At 35.2% G+C, this 24,431-nt stretch carries 24 protein-coding genes; 15 read left to right on the top strand and 9 right to left on the bottom strand.

Annotation, left to right across the window (positions count from 1 at the left end; all coding sequences use genetic code 11):
• Window positions 1-24: 24 nt before the first annotated feature.
• On the bottom strand, window positions 25-2,382 hold the full coding sequence (gene topA, locus AAC601_RS03705) for a type I DNA topoisomerase (protein ID WP_340152499.1): 2,358 nt from the start codon (window positions 2,380-2,382) through the stop codon (window positions 25-27).
• Between the two features lie 94 nt (window positions 2,383-2,476).
• Between topA and AAC601_RS03700 the strand changes: the two genes are divergently transcribed.
• Entirely contained in the window at window positions 2,477-3,016 is a 540-nt protein-coding gene (locus tag AAC601_RS03700) for a histidine phosphatase family protein (protein ID WP_303268270.1), read from the top strand.
• A 6-nt stretch (window positions 3,017-3,022) separates the two neighbouring features.
• Window positions 3,023-4,096 (top strand): agmatinase family protein, encoded by a 1,074-nt coding sequence (locus AAC601_RS03695; RefSeq protein WP_303268269.1) that lies wholly within the window; start codon window positions 3,023-3,025, stop codon window positions 4,094-4,096.
• A gap of 19 nt (window positions 4,097-4,115) precedes the next feature.
• On the opposite strand, the gene AAC601_RS03690 is transcribed toward AAC601_RS03695, so the two are convergent.
• On the bottom strand, window positions 4,116-6,095 hold the full coding sequence (locus AAC601_RS03690; protein WP_340152498.1) for a tetratricopeptide repeat protein: 1,980 nt from the start codon (window positions 6,093-6,095) through the stop codon (window positions 4,116-4,118).
• Between the two features lie 179 nt (window positions 6,096-6,274).
• Between AAC601_RS03690 and AAC601_RS03685 the strand changes: the two genes are divergently transcribed.
• The 3 genes from AAC601_RS03685 to AAC601_RS03675 are packed head-to-tail and all read left to right on the top strand — an operon-like array spanning window position 6,275 to window position 8,311.
• Window positions 6,275-6,817: a hypothetical protein gene (locus AAC601_RS03685; protein ID WP_303268267.1), complete on the top strand. Its 543-nt coding sequence runs from the start codon at window positions 6,275-6,277 to the stop codon at window positions 6,815-6,817.
• 23 nt (window positions 6,818-6,840) lie between these two features.
• Window positions 6,841-7,614, top strand: coding sequence for a hypothetical protein (locus AAC601_RS03680; RefSeq protein WP_340152497.1), 774 nt, complete (start codon window positions 6,841-6,843; stop codon window positions 7,612-7,614).
• On the top strand, window positions 7,607-8,311 hold the full coding sequence (locus AAC601_RS03675; RefSeq protein WP_340152496.1) for a hypothetical protein: 705 nt from the start codon (window positions 7,607-7,609) through the stop codon (window positions 8,309-8,311). The genes AAC601_RS03680 and AAC601_RS03675 overlap by 8 nt, the downstream gene beginning before the upstream one ends.
• Before the next feature lie 67 nt (window positions 8,312-8,378).
• On the opposite strand, the gene AAC601_RS03670 is transcribed toward AAC601_RS03675, so the two are convergent.
• The 6 genes from AAC601_RS03670 to AAC601_RS03645 form a co-directional block, all read right to left on the bottom strand.
• Window positions 8,379-9,578 (bottom strand): glutamate-5-semialdehyde dehydrogenase, encoded by a 1,200-nt coding sequence (locus AAC601_RS03670; protein ID WP_340152495.1) that lies wholly within the window; start codon window positions 9,576-9,578, stop codon window positions 8,379-8,381.
• A 50-nt stretch (window positions 9,579-9,628) separates the two neighbouring features.
• Window positions 9,629-10,420: a glutamate 5-kinase gene (gene proB / locus AAC601_RS03665; RefSeq protein WP_303268261.1), complete on the bottom strand. Its 792-nt coding sequence runs from the start codon at window positions 10,418-10,420 to the stop codon at window positions 9,629-9,631.
• A gap of 11 nt (window positions 10,421-10,431) precedes the next feature.
• Entirely contained in the window at window positions 10,432-11,238 is an 807-nt protein-coding gene (gene proC / locus AAC601_RS03660; RefSeq protein ID WP_303268259.1) for a pyrroline-5-carboxylate reductase, read from the bottom strand.
• 417 nt (window positions 11,239-11,655) lie between these two features.
• The gene (locus AAC601_RS03655) at window positions 11,656-12,885 is read right to left on the bottom strand and encodes an alanine dehydrogenase (RefSeq protein ID WP_303268258.1); all 1,230 of its coding nucleotides are present in this window, start codon (window positions 12,883-12,885) and stop codon (window positions 11,656-11,658) included.
• Window positions 12,878-13,327, bottom strand: a complete 450-nt coding sequence (tsaE, locus tag AAC601_RS03650; RefSeq protein WP_303268256.1) for a tRNA (adenosine(37)-N6)-threonylcarbamoyltransferase complex ATPase subunit type 1 TsaE — start codon at window positions 13,325-13,327, stop codon at window positions 12,878-12,880. The genes AAC601_RS03655 and tsaE overlap by 8 nt, the downstream gene beginning before the upstream one ends.
• A complete protein-coding gene (locus AAC601_RS03645; RefSeq protein WP_340152494.1) occupies window positions 13,317-14,879 on the bottom strand; it encodes a bifunctional response regulator/alkaline phosphatase family protein in 1,563 nt (520 codons plus the stop codon). Before AAC601_RS03645 ends, tsaE begins: the two co-directional genes overlap by 11 nt.
• A gap of 31 nt (window positions 14,880-14,910) precedes the next feature.
• Here AAC601_RS03645 and AAC601_RS03640 point away from each other — a divergent pair, with 31 nt between their 5' ends.
• From AAC601_RS03640 to AAC601_RS03600, 9 genes are all read left to right on the top strand, one after another.
• Entirely contained in the window at window positions 14,911-16,131 is a 1,221-nt protein-coding gene (locus tag AAC601_RS03640; protein ID WP_303268254.1) for an HD domain-containing protein, read from the top strand.
• Window positions 16,132-16,156: 25 nt separating this feature from the next.
• Window positions 16,157-17,206: a UDP-3-O-(3-hydroxymyristoyl)glucosamine N-acyltransferase gene (gene lpxD / locus AAC601_RS03635; protein ID WP_303268252.1), complete on the top strand. Its 1,050-nt coding sequence runs from the start codon at window positions 16,157-16,159 to the stop codon at window positions 17,204-17,206.
• The gene (locus AAC601_RS03630) at window positions 17,207-18,601 is read left to right on the top strand and encodes a bifunctional UDP-3-O-[3-hydroxymyristoyl] N-acetylglucosamine deacetylase/3-hydroxyacyl-ACP dehydratase (RefSeq protein ID WP_303268250.1); all 1,395 of its coding nucleotides are present in this window, start codon (window positions 17,207-17,209) and stop codon (window positions 18,599-18,601) included.
• Window positions 18,602-18,648: 47 nt separating this feature from the next.
• Window positions 18,649-19,428: an acyl-ACP--UDP-N-acetylglucosamine O-acyltransferase gene (gene lpxA / locus AAC601_RS03625; protein ID WP_303268249.1), complete on the top strand. Its 780-nt coding sequence runs from the start codon at window positions 18,649-18,651 to the stop codon at window positions 19,426-19,428.
• An 11-nt stretch (window positions 19,429-19,439) separates the two neighbouring features.
• Window positions 19,440-20,057 carry an ABC transporter ATP-binding protein gene (locus AAC601_RS03620; protein WP_340152493.1) on the top strand — a complete coding sequence of 206 codons (618 nt, stop codon included), beginning with the start codon at window positions 19,440-19,442 and terminating at the stop codon, window positions 20,055-20,057.
• Window positions 20,058-20,153: 96 nt separating this feature from the next.
• Entirely contained in the window at window positions 20,154-20,597 is a 444-nt protein-coding gene (locus AAC601_RS03615) for a hypothetical protein (protein ID WP_303268246.1), read from the top strand.
• A 50-nt stretch (window positions 20,598-20,647) separates the two neighbouring features.
• The gene (locus AAC601_RS03610) at window positions 20,648-21,202 is read left to right on the top strand and encodes an NUDIX hydrolase (protein WP_340152492.1); all 555 of its coding nucleotides are present in this window, start codon (window positions 20,648-20,650) and stop codon (window positions 21,200-21,202) included.
• Entirely contained in the window at window positions 21,192-22,247 is a 1,056-nt protein-coding gene (locus AAC601_RS03605; protein ID WP_340152491.1) for a saccharopine dehydrogenase NADP-binding domain-containing protein, read from the top strand. The genes AAC601_RS03610 and AAC601_RS03605 overlap by 11 nt, the downstream gene beginning before the upstream one ends.
• A gap of 182 nt (window positions 22,248-22,429) precedes the next feature.
• The gene (locus AAC601_RS03600) at window positions 22,430-23,143 is read left to right on the top strand and encodes a tetratricopeptide repeat protein (protein ID WP_303268241.1); all 714 of its coding nucleotides are present in this window, start codon (window positions 22,430-22,432) and stop codon (window positions 23,141-23,143) included.
• A gap of 53 nt (window positions 23,144-23,196) precedes the next feature.
• Here the strand turns inward: AAC601_RS03600 and AAC601_RS03595 are convergent, their stop codons facing one another.
• Window positions 23,197-23,358: a hypothetical protein gene (locus tag AAC601_RS03595; RefSeq protein WP_303268240.1), complete on the bottom strand. Its 162-nt coding sequence runs from the start codon at window positions 23,356-23,358 to the stop codon at window positions 23,197-23,199.
• A gap of 98 nt (window positions 23,359-23,456) precedes the next feature.
• Here AAC601_RS03595 and AAC601_RS03590 point away from each other — a divergent pair, with 98 nt between their 5' ends.
• Window positions 23,457-24,410, top strand: coding sequence for an L-threonylcarbamoyladenylate synthase (locus AAC601_RS03590; RefSeq protein WP_303268239.1), 954 nt, complete (start codon window positions 23,457-23,459; stop codon window positions 24,408-24,410).
• Window positions 24,411-24,431: the final 21 nt, after the last annotated feature.

Here is a 24,431-nt window from a genome sequence, read left to right as displayed (position 1 = left end):
AGCCTGATTTCTCAGGCTTCACGTTTATTTCTTCTTTGTTGCTTTCTTTTTAGGAGCCGCTTTACGACCTCCCTTTTTATCTGGAGTTTTTTCCGCTAGCTCTACACATTCCTGATAAGATAATTCTGTTGGTTCCTTATCTTTAGGAATCTTTACATTTTTCTTTCCGAATTTAATATACGGCCCCCATCTTCCGTTTAGAACCTGCACTTCAGGGTCTTCCTCAAAGCTTTTAATAAATTTCTCCCTGTCCGCTTTTCGCTTTTCTTCTATTAATTCAATGGCTCTCTCAGCCGTAATCTCTAAAGGATCCTCTCCTTTCGGAATACTCACAAATTTACTATCATGCCGTACATATGGGCCAAACCGTCCAATGGCAGCAACCATTTTTTTGTCTTCATAGTCACCCAAATCTCTTGGTAGTTTGAATAATTCCAAAGCATCCTCAATAGTAATGCTTTCAATGAATTGTCCTTTTCTTAAGCTTGCAAATTGTGGTTTTTCTGCTTCCTCATCTTCCTTATCCGGAGTTTCCCCTAATTGAACCAAAGGACCATATTTCCCTAAACGGACAATGACTTTTTTACCTGTTTTCGGGTCAATACCCAATTCACGTCCAGTATTAACATCTTTTCTTTCAATACTTTCCGCTTCATCAACCTTCTCATGGAATTCCCCATAGAATTTATTGATCATATTGTTCCAAATCTTTTCCCCTTTGGCAATCTCATCAAATTCTTGCTCTACCTTAGCCGTAAAATTATAATCTGTCACATTTGGGAAGTGCTCGACTAAGAAGTCATTTACCACCATAGCTAAATTGCTGGGATATAATTTATTTTTCTCTGCTCCGGTTATTTCAGTTTTTTCCAATCGGTTTATTTTTCCGTTTTCTAAAACCATCTCAACATATTTACGATCTCTTCCGTCACGGAATTCCTTGTTGACATAACCCCTTTTCTGAATTGTTGAAATGGTTGGTGCATATGTAGATGGTCGACCTATTCCCATTTCTTCTAATTTCTTCACTAAAGTAGCTTCATTATATCGCGCAGGTGGTCGAGTAAATCCTTCTCTCGACTGCATTTTTTTCAGATCTAATGTTTGCCCAACTTGTAATGGAGGAAGCATGCCTTTAGTTACATTACTTTCTCCTTCCTCCTCTTCATCCGTGGATTCTATATACACTTTTAAGAAGCCTTCAAATTTCACAACTTCACCGCTAGCACTTAAGGTTTGATCTGTATTGGAAATATCAATACTGACATTGGTTTTTTCTATCTGTGCATCAGACATTTGAGAAGCAATTGCTCGTTTCCAAATGAGATCATAAAGCCTCTGTTCATTATAATCGCTACTTGCTTCTTTAGTAGAAAAATTCGTAGGTCTGATAGCTTCGTGAGCCTCTTGCGCTCCCGCTGATTTGGTCTTAAAAGTCCTAGTATGTGCATATTCCGCTCCGTACTCTGACTTAATTTCTTTGGCAGCTCCATCCTTAGCCTCATCTGATAAATTTAAGGAATCAGTTCTCATATAAGAGATTTTACCAGCTTCATATAGCCTTTGGGCTAATGTCATGGTCTGAGAAACAGAGAATCCTAGTTTTCTGGACGCTTCCTGTTGCAATGTGGATGTCGTAAAAGGTGGCGCTGGGGTTTTCTTAGCTGGTTTTTTCTCTAATTTTCCTATTGAAAATTCAGCATCTAAGCACTTTTCTAAAAAGGCCATTGCTTCTTTCTCCGTCTTAAACCTTCCTGGAAGCTCTGCCTTTAATTCACTACCTTCTACATTGAAAAATGCTTGAACCTTATAAAATGATTCGGCTTTAAATTTATCGATTTCTCTTTCTCTCTCTACTACAATTCTTACCGCTACAGACTGCACCCTTCCGGCAGAAAGTCCAGTTTTTATCTTTTTCCACAAAATTGGAGAAAGCTCAAAGCCAACTAATCTATCTAAAATTCTTCTGGCCTGTTGCGCATTTACTAAATCTATATCGATTCCTTTTGGAGAATTGATGGCATTTTGGATAGCAGACTTTGTGATTTCCCTAAAAACAATCCTTTTAGTTCTACTATCGTCTAATTTTAAAGCCTCTTTCAAATGCCAAGAAATTGCTTCTCCCTCACGGTCATCATCAGTAGCGAGGTATATCATCTCCGCCAACTTTGCTTCTTTTGTTAATGCCTTAATGACTTCCTTCTTATCTTTAGAGATTTCATAAGTAGGTTTAAAACCATTTTCAATGTCGATGGCATTGTTTCCTTTTGGTAAATCACGAACATGGCCATAACTGGAAAGCACTTTATAATCCTTTCCTAAATAACCTTCAATAGTTTTGGCTTTGGCTGGTGACTCCACTATCACTAAATTTTTCGACATATCTATTGGCTTATTTTAAATTGAAATTCAAATATCATTAAATTTTTTTAGAAAAAAAGAATTTAGGTTTTTACTCGTTTACTAAGATAGTTAAATGAATAATCCTAATTTTACTTACAAACAGCTAATCAATCAAATGGTTAAAGATCTTTATTTAATTCGCCATGGCGAGGCAGAAGAACCAAATGTCGGCTTAAAAGATGTGGAACGCCAATTAACTTCAAAGGGTTTGCAGGACGCCTCAAAAGTCGGAATGTATTTAAAACAAAAGGAATTTCATCCTGATATCATTTTACATAGTGTTGCTCAAAGGACAACTGATACTATGCAAAGAATAAATGAGCAATTAGGCGTAAAATCAGACCATATTGAGGCTTCAGAAGATGTTTATGAAGCTTCCGCTCGAATTATGTTAAAAGTGATTTCGGAAATTCCTGCAGAAATGCGTTCAGCTATCATTATATGTCATAATCCATCAATCACCTACATTTCTGAGTATATAACTGGTGCAGAATTAGGTTATATTGAACCAGCAGGTATTGTTCATATTCAAATTCCTTATTCCTCTTGGTCGGAGGTATCGGAAAAAAACTGTGATTTAATAGAATATATTAGACCAGAAGACATTCAATAATTATTTATGAGTAAAAAACAAGATTTAATAAATGCCTTTGATCCAAATGGCTTGGGCAATACGGAAAATATTTTTGGATTACCCTTTGATGAAAAAACAGCAGATTTAATTTTATTACCTGTTCCTTGGGAGGTCACCGTTTCATATGCTGCTGGCACAGCTCAAGGTCCGCAACATATTTTAGAAGCCTCCACTCAAGTGGATTTATATCAAAAAGATATAATTGATGCTTGGCAATTGGGGATTCAAATGCTTCCAATTGATCAAGGATTATTGACTAAAAGCAATAAAAACCGAATATTAGCAGAGGAATATATTGGCTTATTGGAGGCTGGTGAAGAAAACAGTGAAAAAGGAATAAGTCTTTTGAAGGATGTCAATTCGGTTTGTGCAGAAATGGTGGATTGGGTTAAATCCAAATCTTTAATGCAATTAGAAAAACGTAAGCTTTTAGGCTTAGTAGGTGGAGATCATAGCACGCCTTTGGGTGCGGTCCAAGCCTTGGCTACTCAGCATGAGTCATTTGGTGTGCTACAAATTGATGCCCATATGGATTTCCGGAAGGCCTATGAAAACTTCGATTATTCGCATGCATCTATCTCCTATAATATGTTACAAACTGTTCCTCAGATTGAAAAAATGGTGCAAGTAGGCATTAGAGATTTCTGTGAAGAGGAAATTAGATTTGCAGAGAAGCAGGGTGATAGAGTTAATGTTTTTTATGATGATGATATTAAAGTCGGAATGTTCGAAGGAGAATCATGGACCATTATCTGCGATAGAATAATTAAGGAATTACCCAATGAGGTATATATCACCTTTGATATAGATGGTTTAAGACCTGAACTTTGCCCAAATACTGGCACGCCAGTGCCAGGAGGTATTAGCTATTCCGAAATCATTTATTTATTGACAAGGTTAGTTAAAAACGGCAAGAAAATCATTGGCTTTGACTTGAATGAAGTAGCTCCAGGAGAAAATACTGACTGGAATGGAAACGTGGGTGCTAGAATTTTATATCGATTGTGCAATTTAATGGGTGTTTCTCAGGGTAAGTTGGATTGGGATGAGAGTTTTTAACTCGATCCCTATTCTTGTTTTATACCCTAAACCCAATCACCAACATATCATCGGTTTGTTCCATTTCACCTTGCCATCTTTTCATTTCTTTTTCGAGGCTTTTGCCTTGCTCTGGTAGACTTTTATTTGATATGCTTTCTAAAAGTGTCTTAAATCTTTTTCTTAAATATTTCTTCTGGGTGTTGATACCAAACTGATCTGCATAACCATCGGAACTCAAATAAAAGGTTTGTTTAGGTTCTATATCTATTTCTTGATAGGTGAATTTCTTGTGAGGGGAATTAAAGTACTCACCTACTGTGAAATTATTACCTTTGAATTCAGTTAATCTATTATTTTCTACCACATAAAGTGGTCTTTTTGCTCCTGAAAAAGTAACTACTTTCTTTTCATAATCAATTTTGCATAATGCCACATCCATACTGTGGTTACTTGTGGTCACTTCCTTTTGCTTCAAAATCTCCATCACTTTAACATCTAACTTAGCGAGGATTTTATGAGGTTCAATTTCTTTCTCCTCATTTACAATTTGGTTCATGGTAGCATTAGCAATGACGGTCATAAAGGCTCCTGCTACCCCGTGCCCGGTGCAATCGATCAAAGCTAAAATATCACAACCTTCCTGTCTGGAATACCAATAAAAATCACCGCTTACAATATCTTTCGGCTTATAGTACACAAACGAGGAGGGAATATTTTCTTTAAAATTATTCTTATTCATAATCCCTTCCTGAATACTCTTGGCATACTCAATGGAATCAGTAATATTTTGATTCCAGCTTTCCAGCTTCATCTTTTGAATTTCAATAGCTTGCTTACTTTTTAGTATTTGATAGTTTTGGTATTCCAGTAATGATTTGGCTTTACGATTTTGCTTAAATTTTAAAAAAGAAAGGATAGCCAAAGCTAGAAGTAAAACAGAAAAAGTGACCGATCCAAAGATATATAACTGACTATTTTGATATTGCAAATCTTTAATCTCAGATTCCTTTTTCAACAACGCTATTTCCTTTTCTTTCTGTTCCAATTCTATACTTTTTTCCAGTTCCGCTATTGCCCTTCGAGATGTCTCATTGAAAATACTATCATTCATGATGTGAAATTGATTCATATAAACATAAGAATTTTCCAAATCCTCCAAATGCAGATATACTTCAGCAAGCGTGCTGTAGGCGTCTAGTAAAATGGGCTTAGCATTTATTTCATTAGCTATATCTACGGCATCTAAAGCAGCATTTTTGGCTGCCAAAAGACTTCCTCGTGCATTGTGAAGGCGCGCTATTTTCACCAGGGCTGAAGAAATGCCAAATTTATTATCAGCAGACTCTTCCTTTTTAAGAGACTTATTAAAATAATAAAGTGCGCTATCAAATTCTTGCCTATTAAAATATATCTTTCCAATATTACTGTAAGGATCAAATAAGGATGATTTTTCGGGATCGCTTTCATAAATACTCAGCACCTGACGATAGTAATTTTCTGCTTCAAGCTCCTGCCCTTGATCAAGATATATATTCCCTATGTTATTTAAAATCCTTAACAATTTAGGGTCATCATCTAGCTCCGTAAATATCTTCTTTGCATCAGTATAGTAGTCCAGAGCCCGCTCAAAATCTTCATTAATCGAATAAATGTTGCCGATATTACTAACTGATTTCCCAAGCCCTTCCTTATCTCTTATGGAATCATATATATTAAAAGAAAGCTTGAAATTCTGCAACGCTTTATCATAATCGCCTTTTTGCTTATAATAAACCCCTAGGTTATTTAAGGCATTTGCTTCGCCTTGAAGGAAATTTATCCTTTTGGCTATCTCGAGGGCTGTACTGGCATATTCAAAACTTTTGGCCGGTTGACTTCGATATTGAATCTTAAAGAGATTGTTAAGTCTATTAACTTCCGTACTATCTTTTGTATTAGCTTTTCTTTGGGAATACAAATTAAAGCTCAAGCAAAAAACAAATAGTGTTAAAGAAAAGAGTATTTGATTACGATTCATATTTATTTCTCTCTTGCTAAGATGCTATAAATATTTGAAAAAGTAATATTTAAAAGATGTATATTTACTTTAACCCTATAAGCTTTCCAACATCAAATATATTCTTACTGAAGGAATTGTTTTACAACCATTCTAACAGTACATGTGTCATTAAATCGAACTTTAACTTTAAGGAAGTAATGAAAACAAAATTACTAAAACTATTAACATTTAGCCTTCTACCTATTTTTATATCCTCTTGCGATAGATGGGAAAATGTTCCTAATTTTGATGTAGAAGAAGTGGAGGGATATAGACCTATCTACGCTACAGAGAGCGAAACTGAAATAAAAACACTAGCCGCTAGAGAAATTGAAGATCCAGGTAAAATTTATGTGATTAATGAATATCTTCTATTAGTAGATCGCTTGAAAGGAATTCATGTATTCGATAACCAAGACCCACAAAATCCCCAAAATATTGGTTTCATTCAGATTGCAGGGAGCAATGATGTTGCAGTTAGAAACAATATCCTATATGCGGACCAAGCATCAGATTTACTTGCAATTGATATCAGCAATCCAGAAAATGTAAAAGTAGCTTCACGAGTAAAGGATGTTTTTCCATTTGGATCTCAATATCCTCAACAAGAAGGAGTATATTTTGAATGTCCAGAACCAGAAAAAGGCTTGGTCATCGGTTGGGAATATACCACTCTCCAATCTCCAAAATGTTATCGTTAATCTCCTAAAACTATCTTTACGTCATGAAAAATTTTAAACTATTTTCTTTATTAAAAACATTTCTTTTAGTTATTGTAGTGGTTTTCTCATCATGTATGAGTGAATCAGAATTTGATGCTTCTGGTGAAGGTAAAGGTGGCTCAATGGCCAGGTTTACATTCCTAAAAGGTTATCTTTACATAGTTGATGAAAGTACACTAAAGACCTTTGATATTAGTAATCCTGATAGCCCTAGACTGCTAGGTGCTGAAAATGTGGGAGATGGAGTAGAAACTATTTTTCCATACGAAAACTATCTGTTTTTGGGGACTCAATGGGGGATGAAAATCTATTCTGTTGAAAATGATCCTGTCCCAAATTACCTGTCTGATTTTGAACATTCCTTTGCTTGTGATCCGGTTGTCGTTTCAAATAGTATAGCCTATGTGACCCTACGAAGCGGAACAACCTGCCAGACCGGAAATGATAGAATGGAGGTTGTGGATGTGTCAGATTTGAGAAATCCTCAATTATTGAATACAATTCCAATGCAAAACCCACATGGGCTTTCGGTTAGCGATACAGTCCTCTTTGTTTGTGAAGGAGATTTTGGATTTAAAGTTTTTAACATTAAAGACAGAGCCAATCCCCAGTTAGTTTCCCATTATGACAGCATCCCTAGCTATGATGTAATCACTAATTATGGACGGAAGGAATTAATTATTACGGGAAAAAATGGTATTTTTCAATATGACTATGAAGACCCACATCATTTAAAAGAATTAAGTCAAATAATGAGTGTCCAGACAAATGAATAAGTTCCTTATTGTCATACTATTGTTAGGCTTCTCAAGTTCGATTTGTTTTGCACAAAACGATTCAATTGATGCTGATAGTAGACCTAAAAATACTTCGCTAACTCTTTCCTATTTGTCTCTTAGTTCCTCCTTTGAGAATTATAATTCAATAGATATTGGATTAATGAAAACTTTAAGCAAAAACAGGGCAATTGGCGGGGAGATAGGATACATATATAACATTGAAGGGCTTAAACAACAAAATGAGCAAAGTTGGTATACTGATGTTTACGGTATAAAGGCTTACTTCTATTATCGTTTTTTCCTAGATCTAAAAGAAAGTTACCCCCAGAATTCTCTAACATTTCTTGATATTGAACCACAATTTTATTGGACCAGTTTTAAATCGGAAAGGATAGCCGGCTATAGTTGCAATGACCAGTTTGGCGATTGTGAATATTACAGATTTTATGACTCAAGAGTAGACCGAATTGTGCCTGGGCTAAATTTGAAACTAGGAAAGATATATAATTATGATCCGTTCTACTTCACGCTATTCGTGGGTGTGGGATACCGATATGTACTAGAATACTCAGAAATAGATAAGAGTCTTGCAAAGCCTGACAAATTTTTTACTAAAAATGGTCAAATGAGCGACTTGCAAACTGGAGGAATGATAAGGTTAAGACTTGGCCTTCAGCTAGCTTATCGCCTTTAGTATATGACAAAAAAAAGGTTTACTAATTCATAGTAAACCTTTTTTGTAAATAGTCGAACCTTTACAACTATTTCCTTACTTGTCCATTTCCTAAAACATAGTATTTGTTAGTGACTAGTTGTTTTAATCCTAATGGTCCTCTGTGGTGCAATTTATCTGTACTAATTGCCAATTCAGCTCCAACTCCCATTTGACCACCGTCAGTAAATCGAGTGGAAGCATTATGATAAACAGCAGCACTGTCAATTTGCTCCAAAAATTTTTCAGCGTCCTCTTGAGTTTCCGTTAAAATTATATTAGAGTGTCCTCCAGAATATTTATTGATAAACTCAATCGCATCATCTAAACCATTTACTGAAGACATTGCAGCTTTCATTGCCAAGAACTCCTCATACCAAACCTCTTCGCTATCGATTTTTTCATTAGTCTCCAGCTGACCAATAACTTTGTCGCTAGCAACGATTTGAACACCTTTATCAGATAAAGCTTTTTCAATAGCTTTCAATGTCTCTTCAAATTTAGGATGATTTTCATCCACCAAAATTTTATCTAAGGCATTACATCCCGAAATTTTATCTGTTTTTGCGTTAACTAATACTGGAATGACTTTTTCCATATCAGCATCAGCAGCGATATAAGCAAAGTTGTTTCCTCTCCCGCTTACCAATACCGCACATGTTGCATGTTCTTTTACAAAATCAATCAATCGCTCTCCACCTCTCGGAACTATCAAATCTAACGGCTGATCTGGATTTCTCAAAAATTCCTGAGTAGTAGGCCTATCCATTTTAAGATACTGAATCCAGCTCTCAGCTAAACCGTTATCTTTCAATGACTGATGCCAACATTTAACTAATTCTTCATTACTATGGTGGGCTTCTTTACCACCTTTCAGTAATATTTTGTTGTTAGCCTTAAATGCTAAAACAGCTGCTTCAATTGTAACATCTGGTCTAGATTCATAAATTATCATGATCGTGCCAAAAGGCGCTGCTTTATTGGTAATTTTTAATCCATTCTCCAGCGTATCTTGACTTATAACAGTACCAACCGGATCATCTTGATCTTTCACCTCACGAACCGCACGGATCATATCGTCAACTTTCGCTGAATCTACTACCAATCGATCGTAAAGTGCTTGATCATCTCTATCGAAAGCATCTAAATCTTTTTTGTTTGCAGCAATGATTGCTTCTCTTTCTTTATCAAGATTATCAATCATCGACTGTAAAACTGCGTTTTTTAATTCTGTATTTAAGAGCTTCATAAAAGCATTAAAATTTAGTTCAAAATAATATTAGAAGAAGTTAAAGAGTATTAATCTTCTTTATAAATCCTTGTCCCTACATCTTTTCCATGAACAATATCAATGATAACATCTTCACGTTTACCATTTGCGATGTAAGTAACAATATCCTTGGAGGCAGCACCCTTAGCCACATTTATCTTGGATTCCATTCCTCCTCGTCCTTCTCCTTCTTTTTTATCGGATTCCTGGATAAATTGTTCCACTTCCTGATCAGTACTTACACTTTTAATGACGTTTGAATCATCATGATCTGGGTGTCCATCAAAAATACCATCTGTATCAGTCAGCAAAATTAAAGCATCAGCATCGATCAGTTCAGCTACTAAACTAGCTAATTCATCATTATCCGAGAACATTGACATTGATAAAGAAACAGCGTCATCTTCATTAGCAATAGGAATGATTCCCTGCGACAGTAAGCCTTCGTAGCAGTTAATCATATTGTCTCTATGTCTTCCGAAATCGAAATCTCTTTTGGTAGCCAAGACTTGTGCACATCTCATTCCATAATCATGAAAGATGCTGTAATAATGACGCATCATCCTCGGCTGACCTACAGCAGAGTATACCTGTCTTCTTTGGGCTGCATTATCAATCGTATCTATTTCATTATCATCAAGCACTTCTTTACCTGCTATTACTGAACCCGATGAAATAAGTACTGTCATCACATCTTCCTCATAAAGTCGCGCCACTTGGTCAACAATTCTCTTTAAAATAGGAACCACAATCCGATTATCCTTATTGGTCATCACATTGGTTCCTATTTTAACTACTATTCTTTTACTATGTGTTTTCACAATTCAAAAATTTATGATTCTTTACCTAATTCAACAGCTCTATTAAAGGCCGCATAAGCTGCTTCTTCAATCAATTGCTTAATATTATTATCTTCCATTGAATCTAGAGCTGCACGTGTAGTACCCCCTTTGGAAGCTACCCTTTTCATCCAGCCTTCTGGCGTTAAATCTGATTTATTGAATAGTTCCACAGCACCTTCAAAAGTAGTTCCTACTAAAACTTTAGAATCATGATCGGAAAATCCCATCTTTTTCGCTGCTTCCATCATGGACTGCATGAAGTAAAAAACGTATGCAGGTCCGCTACCTGAAATACCTGTAGAAGCATCTACATCATTTTCGGTATCAAGTCTTACTGAACGACCTGTTGTATCTAATAGACTTTCTACTGTTGATAACTCTAATCTAGATACTTCATCGGAAGCAGTAAACGAGGTTAATCCTTTACCTACCTGAGCCGGAAGGTTTGGCATTGCTCTAACTACCTTTCTGATTCCCAAGCCATCTTGCATACTTTTGATGGTAACACCGGCCATAATCGATATAGCAATTTGATCTGGAGTCATCATTGGTTTTAATTCCGCAAATAATTCTTCCGAGTGATAAGGCTTAACCGCAATAAATATTATATCTGATTTTGGAAGGCAGTCAGATAGATTAGTGTAAACATCAAAACGACTGATTTTTTTCAATTCCTCAGTTTTTTCAGGGCTGGTATCAGAAATCATTAGATTGTGATTTGAAAGGAATTCTGATTTCACAAGGGCTTTTGCATAAGCCAACCCCATATTACCGGCTCCTATTACTAGTACTTTCATAAGTAAATTTTTCGTTTATTAAATATAAAGAATTTATTCTAAATCGACTTTTGACTAAGCAATCATTATGCATCTAAACACAGTTTCGCCAGAAAATCATAGGACTTTAGAAAAAAAAAATATTTTAAAACTCTTACTATCAGTCATTTACATCAATACTGCAAAGAAATTGAAATTATTTTAAAATGAATTTCAACTTTTTGATTCGATGCGCCATATAGTCAAAAAGCTGCAATAATGACAGGCTGTTTCCTGAAAATCACGATATGGCATAAGCAAAAATAATCTAGTATTAATCAGATACGTACTCTAAAAAAATACTATTCCTTGTTCTTTCAATTTACTAATAATGAAATCAAAGACGCAGTGAAATACTGATTGAATTTAGTAATTTGAATTTAATTACGGTTTTACAGATTAGAAACGAGCAGCCATCAGGAGACTTAATTCTTTATATTTTAAGTTGAATTTTTTTGCTAAATGCATATTAGTCAAACTTCCTTTATAAGTGTAAACTCCTTTCATAAACCAGGAATGGCTGAATATCATTTCTTCAATACCTCCGACATCTCCTGCTTGTAGCAACATGGGCGTTAAGATATTACTAACTACATTGCTTGCCGTTCTAGAAACACGAGAAGCAATATTGGGAACGCAGTAGTGAATAACATCAAATTTTTTGAAAGTAGGATTATCATGTGAAGTAACTTCTGATGTTTCCACACAACCACCTTGATCAATGCTCACGTCAATAATTACAGCATTTTTACGCATATTCATAACCATTTCCTCTGTAATAATGCAGCGATTTCTACCTTTTTCAGCCCTGATAGCACAAATCAAAACATCAGCTTCCATTAATGAGTCACTGAGCATAACAGTGTCCAAAGTACTAGTATGAACAGGTTGCCCGATTGCATGTTTGATTCTTCTTAATTTATAGATGTGATTATCATAAATTTCAATGTTAGCGCCAAGACCTAAAGCAGCTCTTGCCGCATACTCACCCACGGTTCCTGCACCCAGAATCACAACTTTCGTTGGTCTTACTCCTGTAATTCCCCCTAAGATTATCCCTTTGCCGTCATTTAAATTACTTAATAATTCAGTGGCTATCTGAATTGCGGAAATTCCTGCAATTTCGCTCATGGCGCGCACTACAGGCATTCCACCTACTTTATCTTCTATTAATTCAATACCAATAGCATTGATTCTTTTCTGATTCAATAATTCAAAGTATTCCTTATTTAGCTGTCCAAATTGAAGAGCAGAAATTAAGAAACTACCAGGTTTGAACATCTCGATTTCTCTTTTGATTGGGGGCTCGATTTTAACCACCAATTGAGCTTCGAATGCTTCCTTGGCAGAATAAACAATCTTTGCTCCAGCATCACTGTATTCATTATCGGGAAAGTTACTACTTAGGCCCATTCCACTCTCGACTATTACTTCATGGCCATTATTGGTTAATAAAGCAACAGCGCCAGGGGTTAAGGGCACTCTTTTTTCTTGAAGTGAAATCTCATTGGGAACCCCAATCTGCATAGCATTTTTACCTCGTTCAACTTCCAGCAATTCTTCTTGCGGATAGAGCGCACTTTTCCGCGCCAGAACATCAAAGCCTTTTCTAGAAACTTCTTTAGCCATGTTTACTTATTTTAAAATTCCTTTTGGATCTATCATTGGAAAGACCAATCTCAATCAATAAAAATCGATCAGGAATAAAAGAAGGGATCATTTCCGGCCATTCAATTAAACAAAGCTTCCCAGAGTAAAAATAATCTTCTACCCCAATTTCGAATGCTTCTTGTTCATTTTTAATTCTGTAAAAATCAAAATGAAATATCTCCTGTGCCTTTTCCGACCTGTATTCATTTACTAGGGCAAATGTAGGACTGCTCACATGATCATCCACTTCTAGAAACTCACATAATTTGCTTATGAATGTAGTTTTTCCCCCACCCATTTCTGCTTTGAAAAGCCAAATATTATAACTTTTACCAAAATCATAAATCTCAGCTACAGTTTTGCGTAAATCTTTTATTTCTACATCCGAAAATGATATAATTTCAGAGATTTCACTTTCCATCCTTCGAAGTTAATGAAATAATGGGAATTATCATTTCTTCCATTGAAACTCCTCCATGTTGAAAGGTATCTTTAAAGTAATTTACGTAGTAATTATAATTGTTTGGGTAAGCAAAAAAGCTTTCTCCTTTGGTGAATACGTAAGACGTGCTCACATTCAGCTTAGGTAAGTGAAATCTCTCTGGTTTAGCAGCCTCCAGAACATCATTGTTCTTTTTAAATCCTAGGTTCTTCCCTTGCTTATACCTTAAATTACTATTTACATTTCTGTCCCCAACAATTTTAAAAGGCTTCTTTACTCTGATGGTACCATGGTCTGTGGTGATAACGACCTTTGCCTTTTTGGAAGAAATTCTCTTCAATAATTCTAAGAGAGGTGAATGTAAAAACCAACTTTTAGTTAAAGATCGGTAAGCAGATTCATCAGGAGCCAGCTCGCGAATCATTTTCATATCAGTTCGAGCATGAGAAAGCATATCCACGAAATTATAGACCAGTACATTCAAATCATGATCCATCATGGCTGAAACCTGGTCTAAAACCTGCTTTCCTTGATTTACATTTACTATTTTGTTATATGTATATTTCCCAGAGATATTTTTTCGTTTGAGCTGTCTCTCCAGAAATTTGTCTTCAAAATTATTCTTCCCTTCATCGTCATCTTCAGTTACCCACAAATCAGGGTGCTTATTGGCCATTTCATCAGGTAATAAGCCTGAGAAAATTGAATTTCGAGCATAAGCAGTGGTAGTAGGTAGTATTGAATAGTAATTATCTTCTTCTTCGATGTTAAAATATTTCAGGATTTCGGGCTCCAGTAATTTCCACTGGTCAAATCTTAAATTATCTATGACGATGAAGAATACTGGTTCATCTCCTAACTTTGTAAATACCTTTTCCTCCATTAGTTTATGACTTAATAAAGGAGCTTCCTCTTGATAATCATTTAACCAGTCTTCATAATTATCATCTATAAACTTGGCGAAGTTAGAGTTGGCTTCCAGATGTTGCATAGAGAGGACTTCCGACATACTTTGATCATCAGTTTGGTCAATCTCTAAATCCCAAAAGACCAATTTTTTATACATGTCAGCCCATTCCTGATGATCCATATTATCACCAAATGCCATACTTATATTGCGAAAATCCTGTTGGTAGCTTTGGTTAGTTTTTTCGGTGACCAATCTTTGATTATCTAATAACTTTTTTACCGACAATAAGATTTGATTTGGATTCAATGGCTTAATCAAGTAGTCTGCGATTTTAGACCCGATTGCTTCTTCCATTATATATTCTTCCTCACTTTTGGTAATCATAACTACCGGTAAGTTGGGTTTAAAGCCTTTTATTATACTAAGAGTCTCCAAACCCGTCATGCCAGGCATATTTTCATCAAGAAAAACAATATCAAATTTTTGTTCTTTACATAAATCTACTGCCTCCGAACCATTATTTACCGGAGTAATTTGATAACCTTTGTTTTCTAAAAATATAATATGTGGTTTTAGCAGATCAATTTCGTCATCTGCCCACAAGATTTGGTAATTTTGCATAGTGTATATTTGAGCTTTAAAATTATTTGATTTGAAGAAGTTAAAAAAGGTAAACGATCCGATTTATGGATTCATTACAATAAAAAGTGAATTACTTTTCAGTATTTTCAATCATTCGTATTTTCAACGTCTACGCAGAATTCGACAATTGGGTTTGAGTGAGCTTGTTTATCCTGGAGCAACGCATACCCGTTTTCACCACGCATTGGGCGCCACCCATTTGATGGGCTTAGCTTTGGACCATTTAAAGGAAAAAGAAGTGGCGATAAATGATGTGGAATATGAATCTGCACAAATTGCCATTTTACTGCACGACATAGGACATGGCCCTTTTTCACATGCTCTGGAATATAGCCTCATAAAAGGAATTACTCATGAGAATATTTCGCTGCAATTTATGAAAATGCTCAATCAAGAATTTGAAGGACGATTGGATACTGCAGTAGCCATGTTTAAGAATACATATAAAAGGAAATTCTTTCACCAGTTAATCTCTAGTCAGTTGGATGTTGACCGCTTGGATTATCTCAACCGAGATTCGTTTTATACGGGCGTTTCTGAAGGTAATATTAGCGTAGATAGAATCATCAGTCATCTAAATGTCATTGAAGATGAAATAGTGGTAGAAGAAAAAGCAATTTATAGTATTGAGAATTTTTTGAATGCCAGAAGATTGATGTATTGGCAAGTCTACCTTCACAAAACCGCTTTAAGCGCAGAACGAATGCTTGTTCATTTAATTAGCAGAGCAAAAGAAGTACATAGTTTAGACCAAATTTCTCCCGCTTTAAAGTATTTTTTAGAAAATGACTTCTCACTTGAGGAATTCCAAGATAACCCTGAAATTGTGCATCAATTTTCTAAACTTGATGATTCTGACATCTGGCATGCAATCAAAATTTGGGAAAATAATACGGATAAAGTATTAAGCAGCTTGAGTAAACGTATTTTACAAAGAGATCTATTTAAAATAAAATTAGGAAATGATCCACTAAAAAAAGCAGACATAAATATTTTAAAAGGAAAAATCACACAAGAATACAAGCTACTGAACCGAGAAGCTGCTTACTTTATTTCCCATGGAGAGGTAACAAATTCTGCATATATATTAGGTGGAAAAAGTATTAAAATCATAAATAAGAGGGGACAATTGATGGATATTGCCCAAGCTGCTGATCTACCGAATATCAAAGCTATGAGTAAAATAGTTAAAAAATATTACCTATGCCTGCCTAAAAACGTATCTTTGTAAATTATTACAACCATAATTATATAATATGGAATTTAGCGTAAATCAAATAGCTCAAATTATTGGAGGAAAAGTAGAGGGAGATGGTGAGAGAATGGTGGATAATTTGGGTAAAATAGAAGAAGGCAAGGCAAAAACAATCAGCTTTTTATCTAATGATAAATATGAGAATTATATCTATGAATCTGATGCAGCTGCTATTATTGTTAAAAACAAATTCAATCCGAAAAAAACTATCAAGCCAGCCTTAATAAGAGTGGATGACCCATATTCGGCCTTTACCCAACTTTTGGAAGAGTATAACAAAATAATGACTTATGCAAAATCAGGTGTAGAAGAACCTTCTTTTATGGGGGAAAATAGTGTTGTTGGTGAAGGCCATTACAGAGGTGCCTTTTCTTATATAGGACACAATGTTAAAATTGGGAAAAATGTAAAAATTTATCCTCAGGCTCATATCGGTGACAATGTTGTGATTGGTGATAACACAGTGATTTTCCAAGGGGTAAAAATTTATCCTGATTCTAAAATTGGTAGTAATTGTAATATTCAAGCGGGTTCAGTTATAGGGAGTGACGGCTTTGGTTTTGCGCCTCAAGAAGACGGAACATACAAAACGATCCCTCAACTTGGTAATGTCGTTTTGGAAGACAATGTGAGCATAGGAGCCAACACCACCATTGATTGCGCTACTTTAGGGTCTACCATTATCAGAAAAGGGGCGAAAATTGATAATCTTGTTCAAATAGCTCATAATGTTGAAATAGGAGAGAATACGGTAATTGCCTCCCAAGCTGGTATCTCGGGATCAACAAAAATTGGTAAAAACTGCGTTCTAGCTGGTCAAGTTGGGATTGTGGGTCATATAGATGTAGCCGATTACACCACAATAAGTGCAAAATCAGGCGTGTCAAAATCAGTAAGACAGTCAAACACCGTAATCTCAGGAACTGTTGGTTTTGAACACAAGCAATATTTAAAAGCAGCAACCTTATTTAAAAGATTACCGGAATTACACCTACAAGTTCAGCAATTGGAAAAAATAGTTTTAAATTTGCCGACTGAAAAAAAGAGCTAAATGTATAATAAACAGCATACAATTAAAAAAGCGGTAAGCGTATCTGGTGTGGGTCTTCATACTGGTCATAAGGTTACCTTAACTTTCAAACCAGCTGAAATTGATTCGGGAATTAGATTTCAAAGAATTGATTTACCTGAAAAACCTGTTATTGAAGCTGATGCAGACTTAGTAGTAGATACCTCCAGAGGAACTACAATTGCAAAGGGAGAAGCAAAAGTATCAACTGTTGAACATGTCCTATCTGCTCTAGTAGGATTACAAATTGATAATGTCTTAATAGAAGTTGACGGTCCTGAAACTCCTATAATGGATGGCAGTGCAAAATTGTTTTATGAAGCATTGGAATCAGTGGGATTAGAAGAACAAAATGCGCTAAGGAATTTCTTTGAGGTACCTGAAGGTCTTTTTCTTACTGATGAAGAAAAAAATGTAGAAATGGCGTTATTACCTGTGGATGACTACAGGGTAACGGTAATGATTGACTACAACTCAAAAGTTTTGGGTAGTCAACATGCCTCATTAAACAATATAGCCGATTTTAAGAAAGAGATATCCACCTGCAGGACTTTTGTATTCTTACATGAACTACAACAGTTGTACAATAACAATCTAATTAAAGGAGGGGATTTAAATAATGCTATTGTAGTAGTAGACAAATTGGTTTCTGATGATGAACTAAAAGAATTAGCTGAGATCTTTAATAAACCTAATATTGAGGTTAAAGAAGAAGGGATTTTAGATAATATTGAGTTGAGATTTAAAAATGAACCTGCTCGGCATAAATTACTTGATGTGGTAGGCGATTTAGCGCTAGTGGGCAGACCGATCAAAGGTCAAATCTTAGCTGCAAGGCCCGGACATTCCACGAATGTCGCTTTTGCACAAAAGATTAAAAAATACATCAAAAAAGCAGAAAAATCGGCACCAAAATACGATCCCAATGCTGAACCTGTAATGGACATAGAAGGGATTTCGTCCATGTTACGACATCGATACCCCTTCCAATTAGTTGATAAAATCATACATCAAGACCACAAAACAGTTATTGGATTAAAGAACATAACTATTAACGAGAATTTCTTTCAAGGACATTTTCCTGGAAATCCGGTGATGCCTGGTGTTTTGCAAATTGAAGCAATGGCACAAACTGGAGGAATTTTAGTTTTAAGTTCTGTTGATGAACCGTCAGAATATTGGACCTATTTCCTTGGAATAGACAACTGTCGATTTAGGAAAATGGTTAGACCAGGTGATACAATTATCCTTAAATGTGAACTTTTAGCTCCTATCAAGAGAGGTATAGCCAAAATGCAAGGATATGCGTATGTAGGTAATAGCATTGTAAGTGAAGCTACACTTACCGCTCGGATTGTTAAAAAAGAAGAAGAATAAAGACCTCGAAAGGTTATCAAAAGCATAGTTGCTTAAAATAAAAATACATGGATAAATCATTAAATTATATTCATCCTGAAGCTAAAATTGGGAAAGATGTCGTTATTGAGCCTTTTACTTTTATAGATAAGGACGTAGAAATTGGAGACGGTACTTGGATAGGACCTAATGTAACAATTAATTCTGGAGCGAGGATAGGGAAAAAGTGTAAAATATATTCAGGTGCCACTATTTCAGCCGTCCCCCAGGATTTAAAGTTCACGGGTGAAGTTACCACAACAGAGATTGGTGACGAAACGGTGATTAGAGAATATGTTAATATCAGTCGTGGAACCAATGATCGAAAAGTCACTAAAATAGGATCTAAATCGTTGATAATGGCATATGTCCATATCGCGCACGACTGCATCATCGGTGATAATTGTATTCTTGTAAATTCTGTTCAAGTAGGAGGACATGTATCAATAGAGGACTGGGCCATTATTGGGGGTGCTACAGCAATTCACCAATTCGTAAAAATAGGGAGTCATGTAATGATATCGGGAGGATCCTTGGTCAGAAAAGATGTTCCACCTTATGTGAAAGCTGCACGCGAGCCGCTTACTTATTGCGGGATAAATTCCGTGGGTCTGCGAAGAAGAGGGTTTAGCAATGACAGAATAAATGATATACAGGAGATTTATAGAAGCCTTTATTTGAGTGGAAAAAATAATGCCGAGGCACTTGAAAATATTGAAACTTTAATCAGAAGCAGTGAAGAACGAGATAATATCACTGCCTTTGTACGGAAATCGGAAAGAGGCATCATGAAGGGATACGGAAATTAATTACTTGTTTTATGCAATTAATTCTTGAAGGGCTCTCCAAAAAGTATCCTAAAAATAGATTGTTCGAAAACATTAATTATGAATTTGATTCTAATGATGTATATGCAATAACAGGTCATAATGGAAGTGGAAAGTCCACTTTATTAAAAATCATTGCAGGTACTTTAGCTCCAAGTAAAGGAAAGGTCAAATATATTGACAAAGATACTCTTGTAGAGAAAGAGAAAACACATGAATTACTTGGAATCGCTGCACCCTATCTGAACCTGATCGAGGAATTCAGCTTGAAAGAACATTTAGATTTTCACTCTAAATTCAAAAAACTTCGAAAAGACTTTAATTTAGAGCGTGAAATTAGGGCAGCAAACCTACACAAAAGCACAAATAAAGCGATTGCAGAATTTTCATCTGGTATGCAACAGCGAGTGAAATTAATATTATGTTGTGGGTTTGAGGCAAAATTACTCCTTTTGGATGAACCTACCTCACACTTAGACGAAAACGGAATCGAATGGTACAAGGATCTATTGGACAGAACTCGGAAGGGAAGAATTACACTAATTGCATCGAATGACCCTAAAGAATATGATGTTTTTACGAATAAAATTCTTAATATTGAGAGCAAATAATGGAGATTAAAATAAAAAAAGAAAAATTTTTTATTGGATTATAAACAATAATTCAGACTTTTAAACATTAGAATATAAATTATTAATTAACTAATTATGAAACGGAATATTAAACTTTTAAGCTTACTATTACTATCTTTTGTTGTCCTTTTTAGTTCTTGTAAAAAAGATGACGAGCCAAGTGCAGAAGAAAAAAGACTTGAAGAATTAAGTGGAACTTGGAACATCACAGGGGCTAATGTTTTGGATAATGCGCTTACTGGCGTTTCAATCAATTTTGATGGTAGCAACAAAACTTATTCTGTTTCTGGTTTGCAAGCTTTTACTGATGCTAACTTAAATCATAATGAGGATTTAGGTGCCAGCGGCAGTTTCAGCTTAAATGAAAACCTTGATGTAGTTACTTTAAGTCCTGGTGGTGACTTCAATATTGCAAGCATTAATAAAGAAAATGGCAATTTAACAGTAAGTTATTCAGCACCTTATCCAAAAGCAGGTGATGATGAAACAAATATTACCTTGAGCTTGGAACTACAATAGCATAAATCTATTTCCTTATATAAAAGCCGTCTTTAAAGATGGCTTTTTTTATGCAAGATCTATTATTGATGCAGATATTAAAACAATACAATCCAAATACAGAAGAGGAAAGAGATTACAAATATAAAATGCTACAGCTTTTTGAATCTAAAAAAGAAGTTGCATTTACCCGACAAAACATTCAGGCCCATTTCACAGCATCCGCTTGGATAATTGATTCAATATCACGTAACATACTTTTACTTCACCATAAGAAACTAAACAAATGGCTCCAACCAGGAGGTCATGCAGACGGTGAAATCGATTTGGAGCAAGTATCGAGAACGGAGGCATTTGAAGAAACTGGTTTAAAGAATCTTGCCTTAGCAAAGCACGGCATTTTCGATATCGATATACATGAAATTCCAGAATTTAAAGGAGTTCCACAACATTACCACTATGATGTTAGATTTGCCTATTTTTGCAACCATGAAGAAAAAACTAAAATAAATTCTGAAAGTAACAGCTTTCAATGGATTGAAATAGGTAAAGTTAAAGATTTAACGAATGAACCATCAATTATAAGGATGGTCAACAAAACTAGAACTCTATTAAATGAATTATAAGATACTAATTTATGGTGCCAACGGATATACAGGGAAATTAATTACCCAGGAAGCTAAAAATGCTGGGGTTTATGTTGAGTTGGCTGGAAGAAATAAAAAAGCGATTGAAACACTTTCACTTGATACTGGATTGCCTTATCATATTTGCGAATTAAATGATAAAAGCAAGCTAGAAGAATTGCTAAAAGAATTCAATACAGTGATTCATTGTGCAGGCCCTTTTTCTGAAACTGCAATACCAATGGTTGAAGCTTGTCTAAAATCCAAAACAAACTACCTTGATATTACTGGGGAAATTTGGGTTTTCGAAGATATCATGAAGTATCATAAGGAGGCAGAACAAGCTGGCATTACGCTTATTCCAGGAGTAGGATTTGATGTAGTCCCAACCGACTGTTTGGCCGGCTATCTTAAAGAAAAGATGCCCACAGCTAGCTCGCTTGAACTGGCATTTGTGGGTTCAAAAACAGGAATGTCAAGAGGAACTGCTGTCACAATGGCAAAGAACGTATCTAAAGGGGGCTTCATTCGCGAGAACGGCTTAATAAAAAACGTCCCTCTTGCCTATGAAGTTAAAGAATTTAAATTCTCACACAGATATCAAACTTGCATGACTATCCCTTGGGGTGACCTCATGACTAGTTATCATCAGACTGAAATCCCAACTATTAAAGTCTTTAGTGGGGCAAGTCCTAAAATAATTAGTAAAATCAGAAAGTTTAAAACCTTAAAGTTCCTTTTAGGTATTACTTGGATACAAAAGATTGTTCGAAGAAAAATTGAAAATTCAGTTTCAGGACCTAACAAGGAAGAATTAGAAAAAGGAAAAACCTATATCTATGGAACAGTAGCAGATAAAGACGGAAGTAGCTTTTCAGCAGAATTAATTACTCCAGAGGCTTATTTTTTAACAGCCAAAACAGCGTTAGCTTCTGCATTAAAATTAGAGAACACCAAACTAAAAGGCTATTTGACCCCAGCTCAGGCATTTGGTAATGATTTTATAATGGAATTCGACAATGTGGAAAGAATTAATAGGTCATAAAAAAACCCCGGTGAACCAAACCGGGGTAAACTATCAACCTTAAAATTACGCCCATTTGAATAAATGAATCGTAAAGCTTAATACAAATGTAAAACGCTTTTTTTAAACCTAAATAGCACAAACACCATTTAAGTCATTCATGTAAGGTTTTTTATATTTTACAACATTAATTGTATAGACACATGTTCAAATTTAACACCATCGTACTGATAATTACTTCAATAATTCTATTCTCATGTAGTCCATCAGAAGAAGAACTAATAGCGGAAAGCAGAAAAAATATGCAATCCGAAAACTACAAAGAAGCAATTAGCTACTTAAACAGAGTCATTTCTAAAAATAATGATAATGCCGAAGCCTATAACATTAGAGGCGTTGCACACTTACAATTATTAGATTATTCAAAGGCGATAGAAGATTTTTCACGATCTTTAGAAATTGATTCTTTGAATTATAAGCCGTATTATAACAGGGGAAATGTGCATTTAGAAAGTAAAAATTACGAAAATGCCTTATTAGATTACAACAAAGCTATCAGTTTACGTGCCAATAATGCTGATCTATACATAAATAGAGCTACTGCACTATTTGAACTAAAACAATATGATGCTGCTTTGGAAGATTATAGATTTGCTATAAAGCTTTCTCCAAATAATCATATACCATACCTTAATAGCGCAAAAACTCTATTACAATTTGGTTCCTTTAATAAGGCTGATAGTCTTTTGAATTTGAGTATTAAAATAGCACCTAACAATGGTGAAAACTACTACTGGAGTGGTTTCATAAAGATTAATACCGATCGAAAAGAAGAAGGTTGTGAAGACCTAATAAAAGCAAAAAACAGAGGCTTTCAAGACGCAGCAGAAGCAATTGAAAAATTTTGTGATGAATAGAAAATAAACAAACAGAGGAGCAAGTTTTTTATCCTCCTCTGTTTTACTTTTACTTATCTTGAACTTATAAGAACCATACCAAAAGCTACAATACTAAGCCAAAATTGATAAGGGTTTAATGCTGGAATAGCTATGATATCTAATTCCATAAATACCAACACAAGGACAATAATTATTGCCACTAGCTTAATTAAATTTCTTGATTTTCTGCTCATTAGATTTTGTTTTGGTGCTTTCAATTATAAATATATCATTCTCAATTTACAAATCCGTGGTATGAATAAAAAATTAACTTAAATTCGCATCTGGAATTATGGCAGAAATCAATAGCGATATTATCAGGGCAAAAGTCTTTCTCGATGCCAATAAGCTCATTGGCTTACCTACTGAAACGGTATACGGTTTGGCAGGCAATGGTTTGAAGGCAGAAGTCGTTAGCCAAATTTTCGAGGTTAAGAACCGCCCGCATTTTGATCCGCTTATTCTTCATACCGACAGCATTGAAACCGTAAAAAAATATGTTAAAGGCGTTCCTGACAATGCCTATAAATTGATGAATGCATTTTGGCCTGGACCATTAACAATATTGCTGGAAAGAAACCATCTGATTCCAGATTTAACATGTTCTGGTTTAGATAGAGTAGCATTTAGAATTCCTAATCATCCCAAAACGTTAAATCTTCTTAAATTATTGGACTACCCTTTAGCAGCTCCTAGTGCCAATCCTTTTGGCTACATAAGTCCAACTACATCAGAGCATGTACAAAAACAACTCGGGGATAAAATACCCTATATCTTAGAAGGCGAACTCAGTGAAGTAGGAATAGAATCAACAATCGTGGGGTTTGAAAAAGGAAAAACAATTATTTATCGATTGGGTGGTTTGGAAGTGGACGAAATTAAAAAGGTCGTTGGTGAGGTAACAATACTTCCACATTCAAGTTCCAAACCAGATGCACCCGGCATGCTTAAAAGCCATTACGCACCAAGAAAGGATATTATTCTGGGTGACATCAAATCATTAATTAAAAAGTATTCTAAACTGAGAATCGGAACTCTCTCATTTAGCAATTTTTATGAAGGAGTTGATATGTCATTATCGTTATCAGCCACTGGCAACATGCATGAAGCCGCTAAAAACTTATTTTCCCATCTTCGTAAATTAGATGAGAGTAATGTAGATTTGATAATTACTGAAAAAGTACCCCAGACTGGCCTTGGAAAAGCCATAAATGATAGACTGCAAAGAGCAGCTGTAAAAATATAAATTTGTAACCATAATTATAAG

It is taken from the genome of uncultured Marivirga sp. (genome assembly GCF_963974845.1).
In the GTDB taxonomy this organism is placed as follows: domain Bacteria; phylum Bacteroidota; class Bacteroidia; order Cytophagales; family Cyclobacteriaceae; genus Marivirga; species Marivirga harenae.
This window is presented reverse-complemented; position numbering and strand designations above follow the sequence as displayed.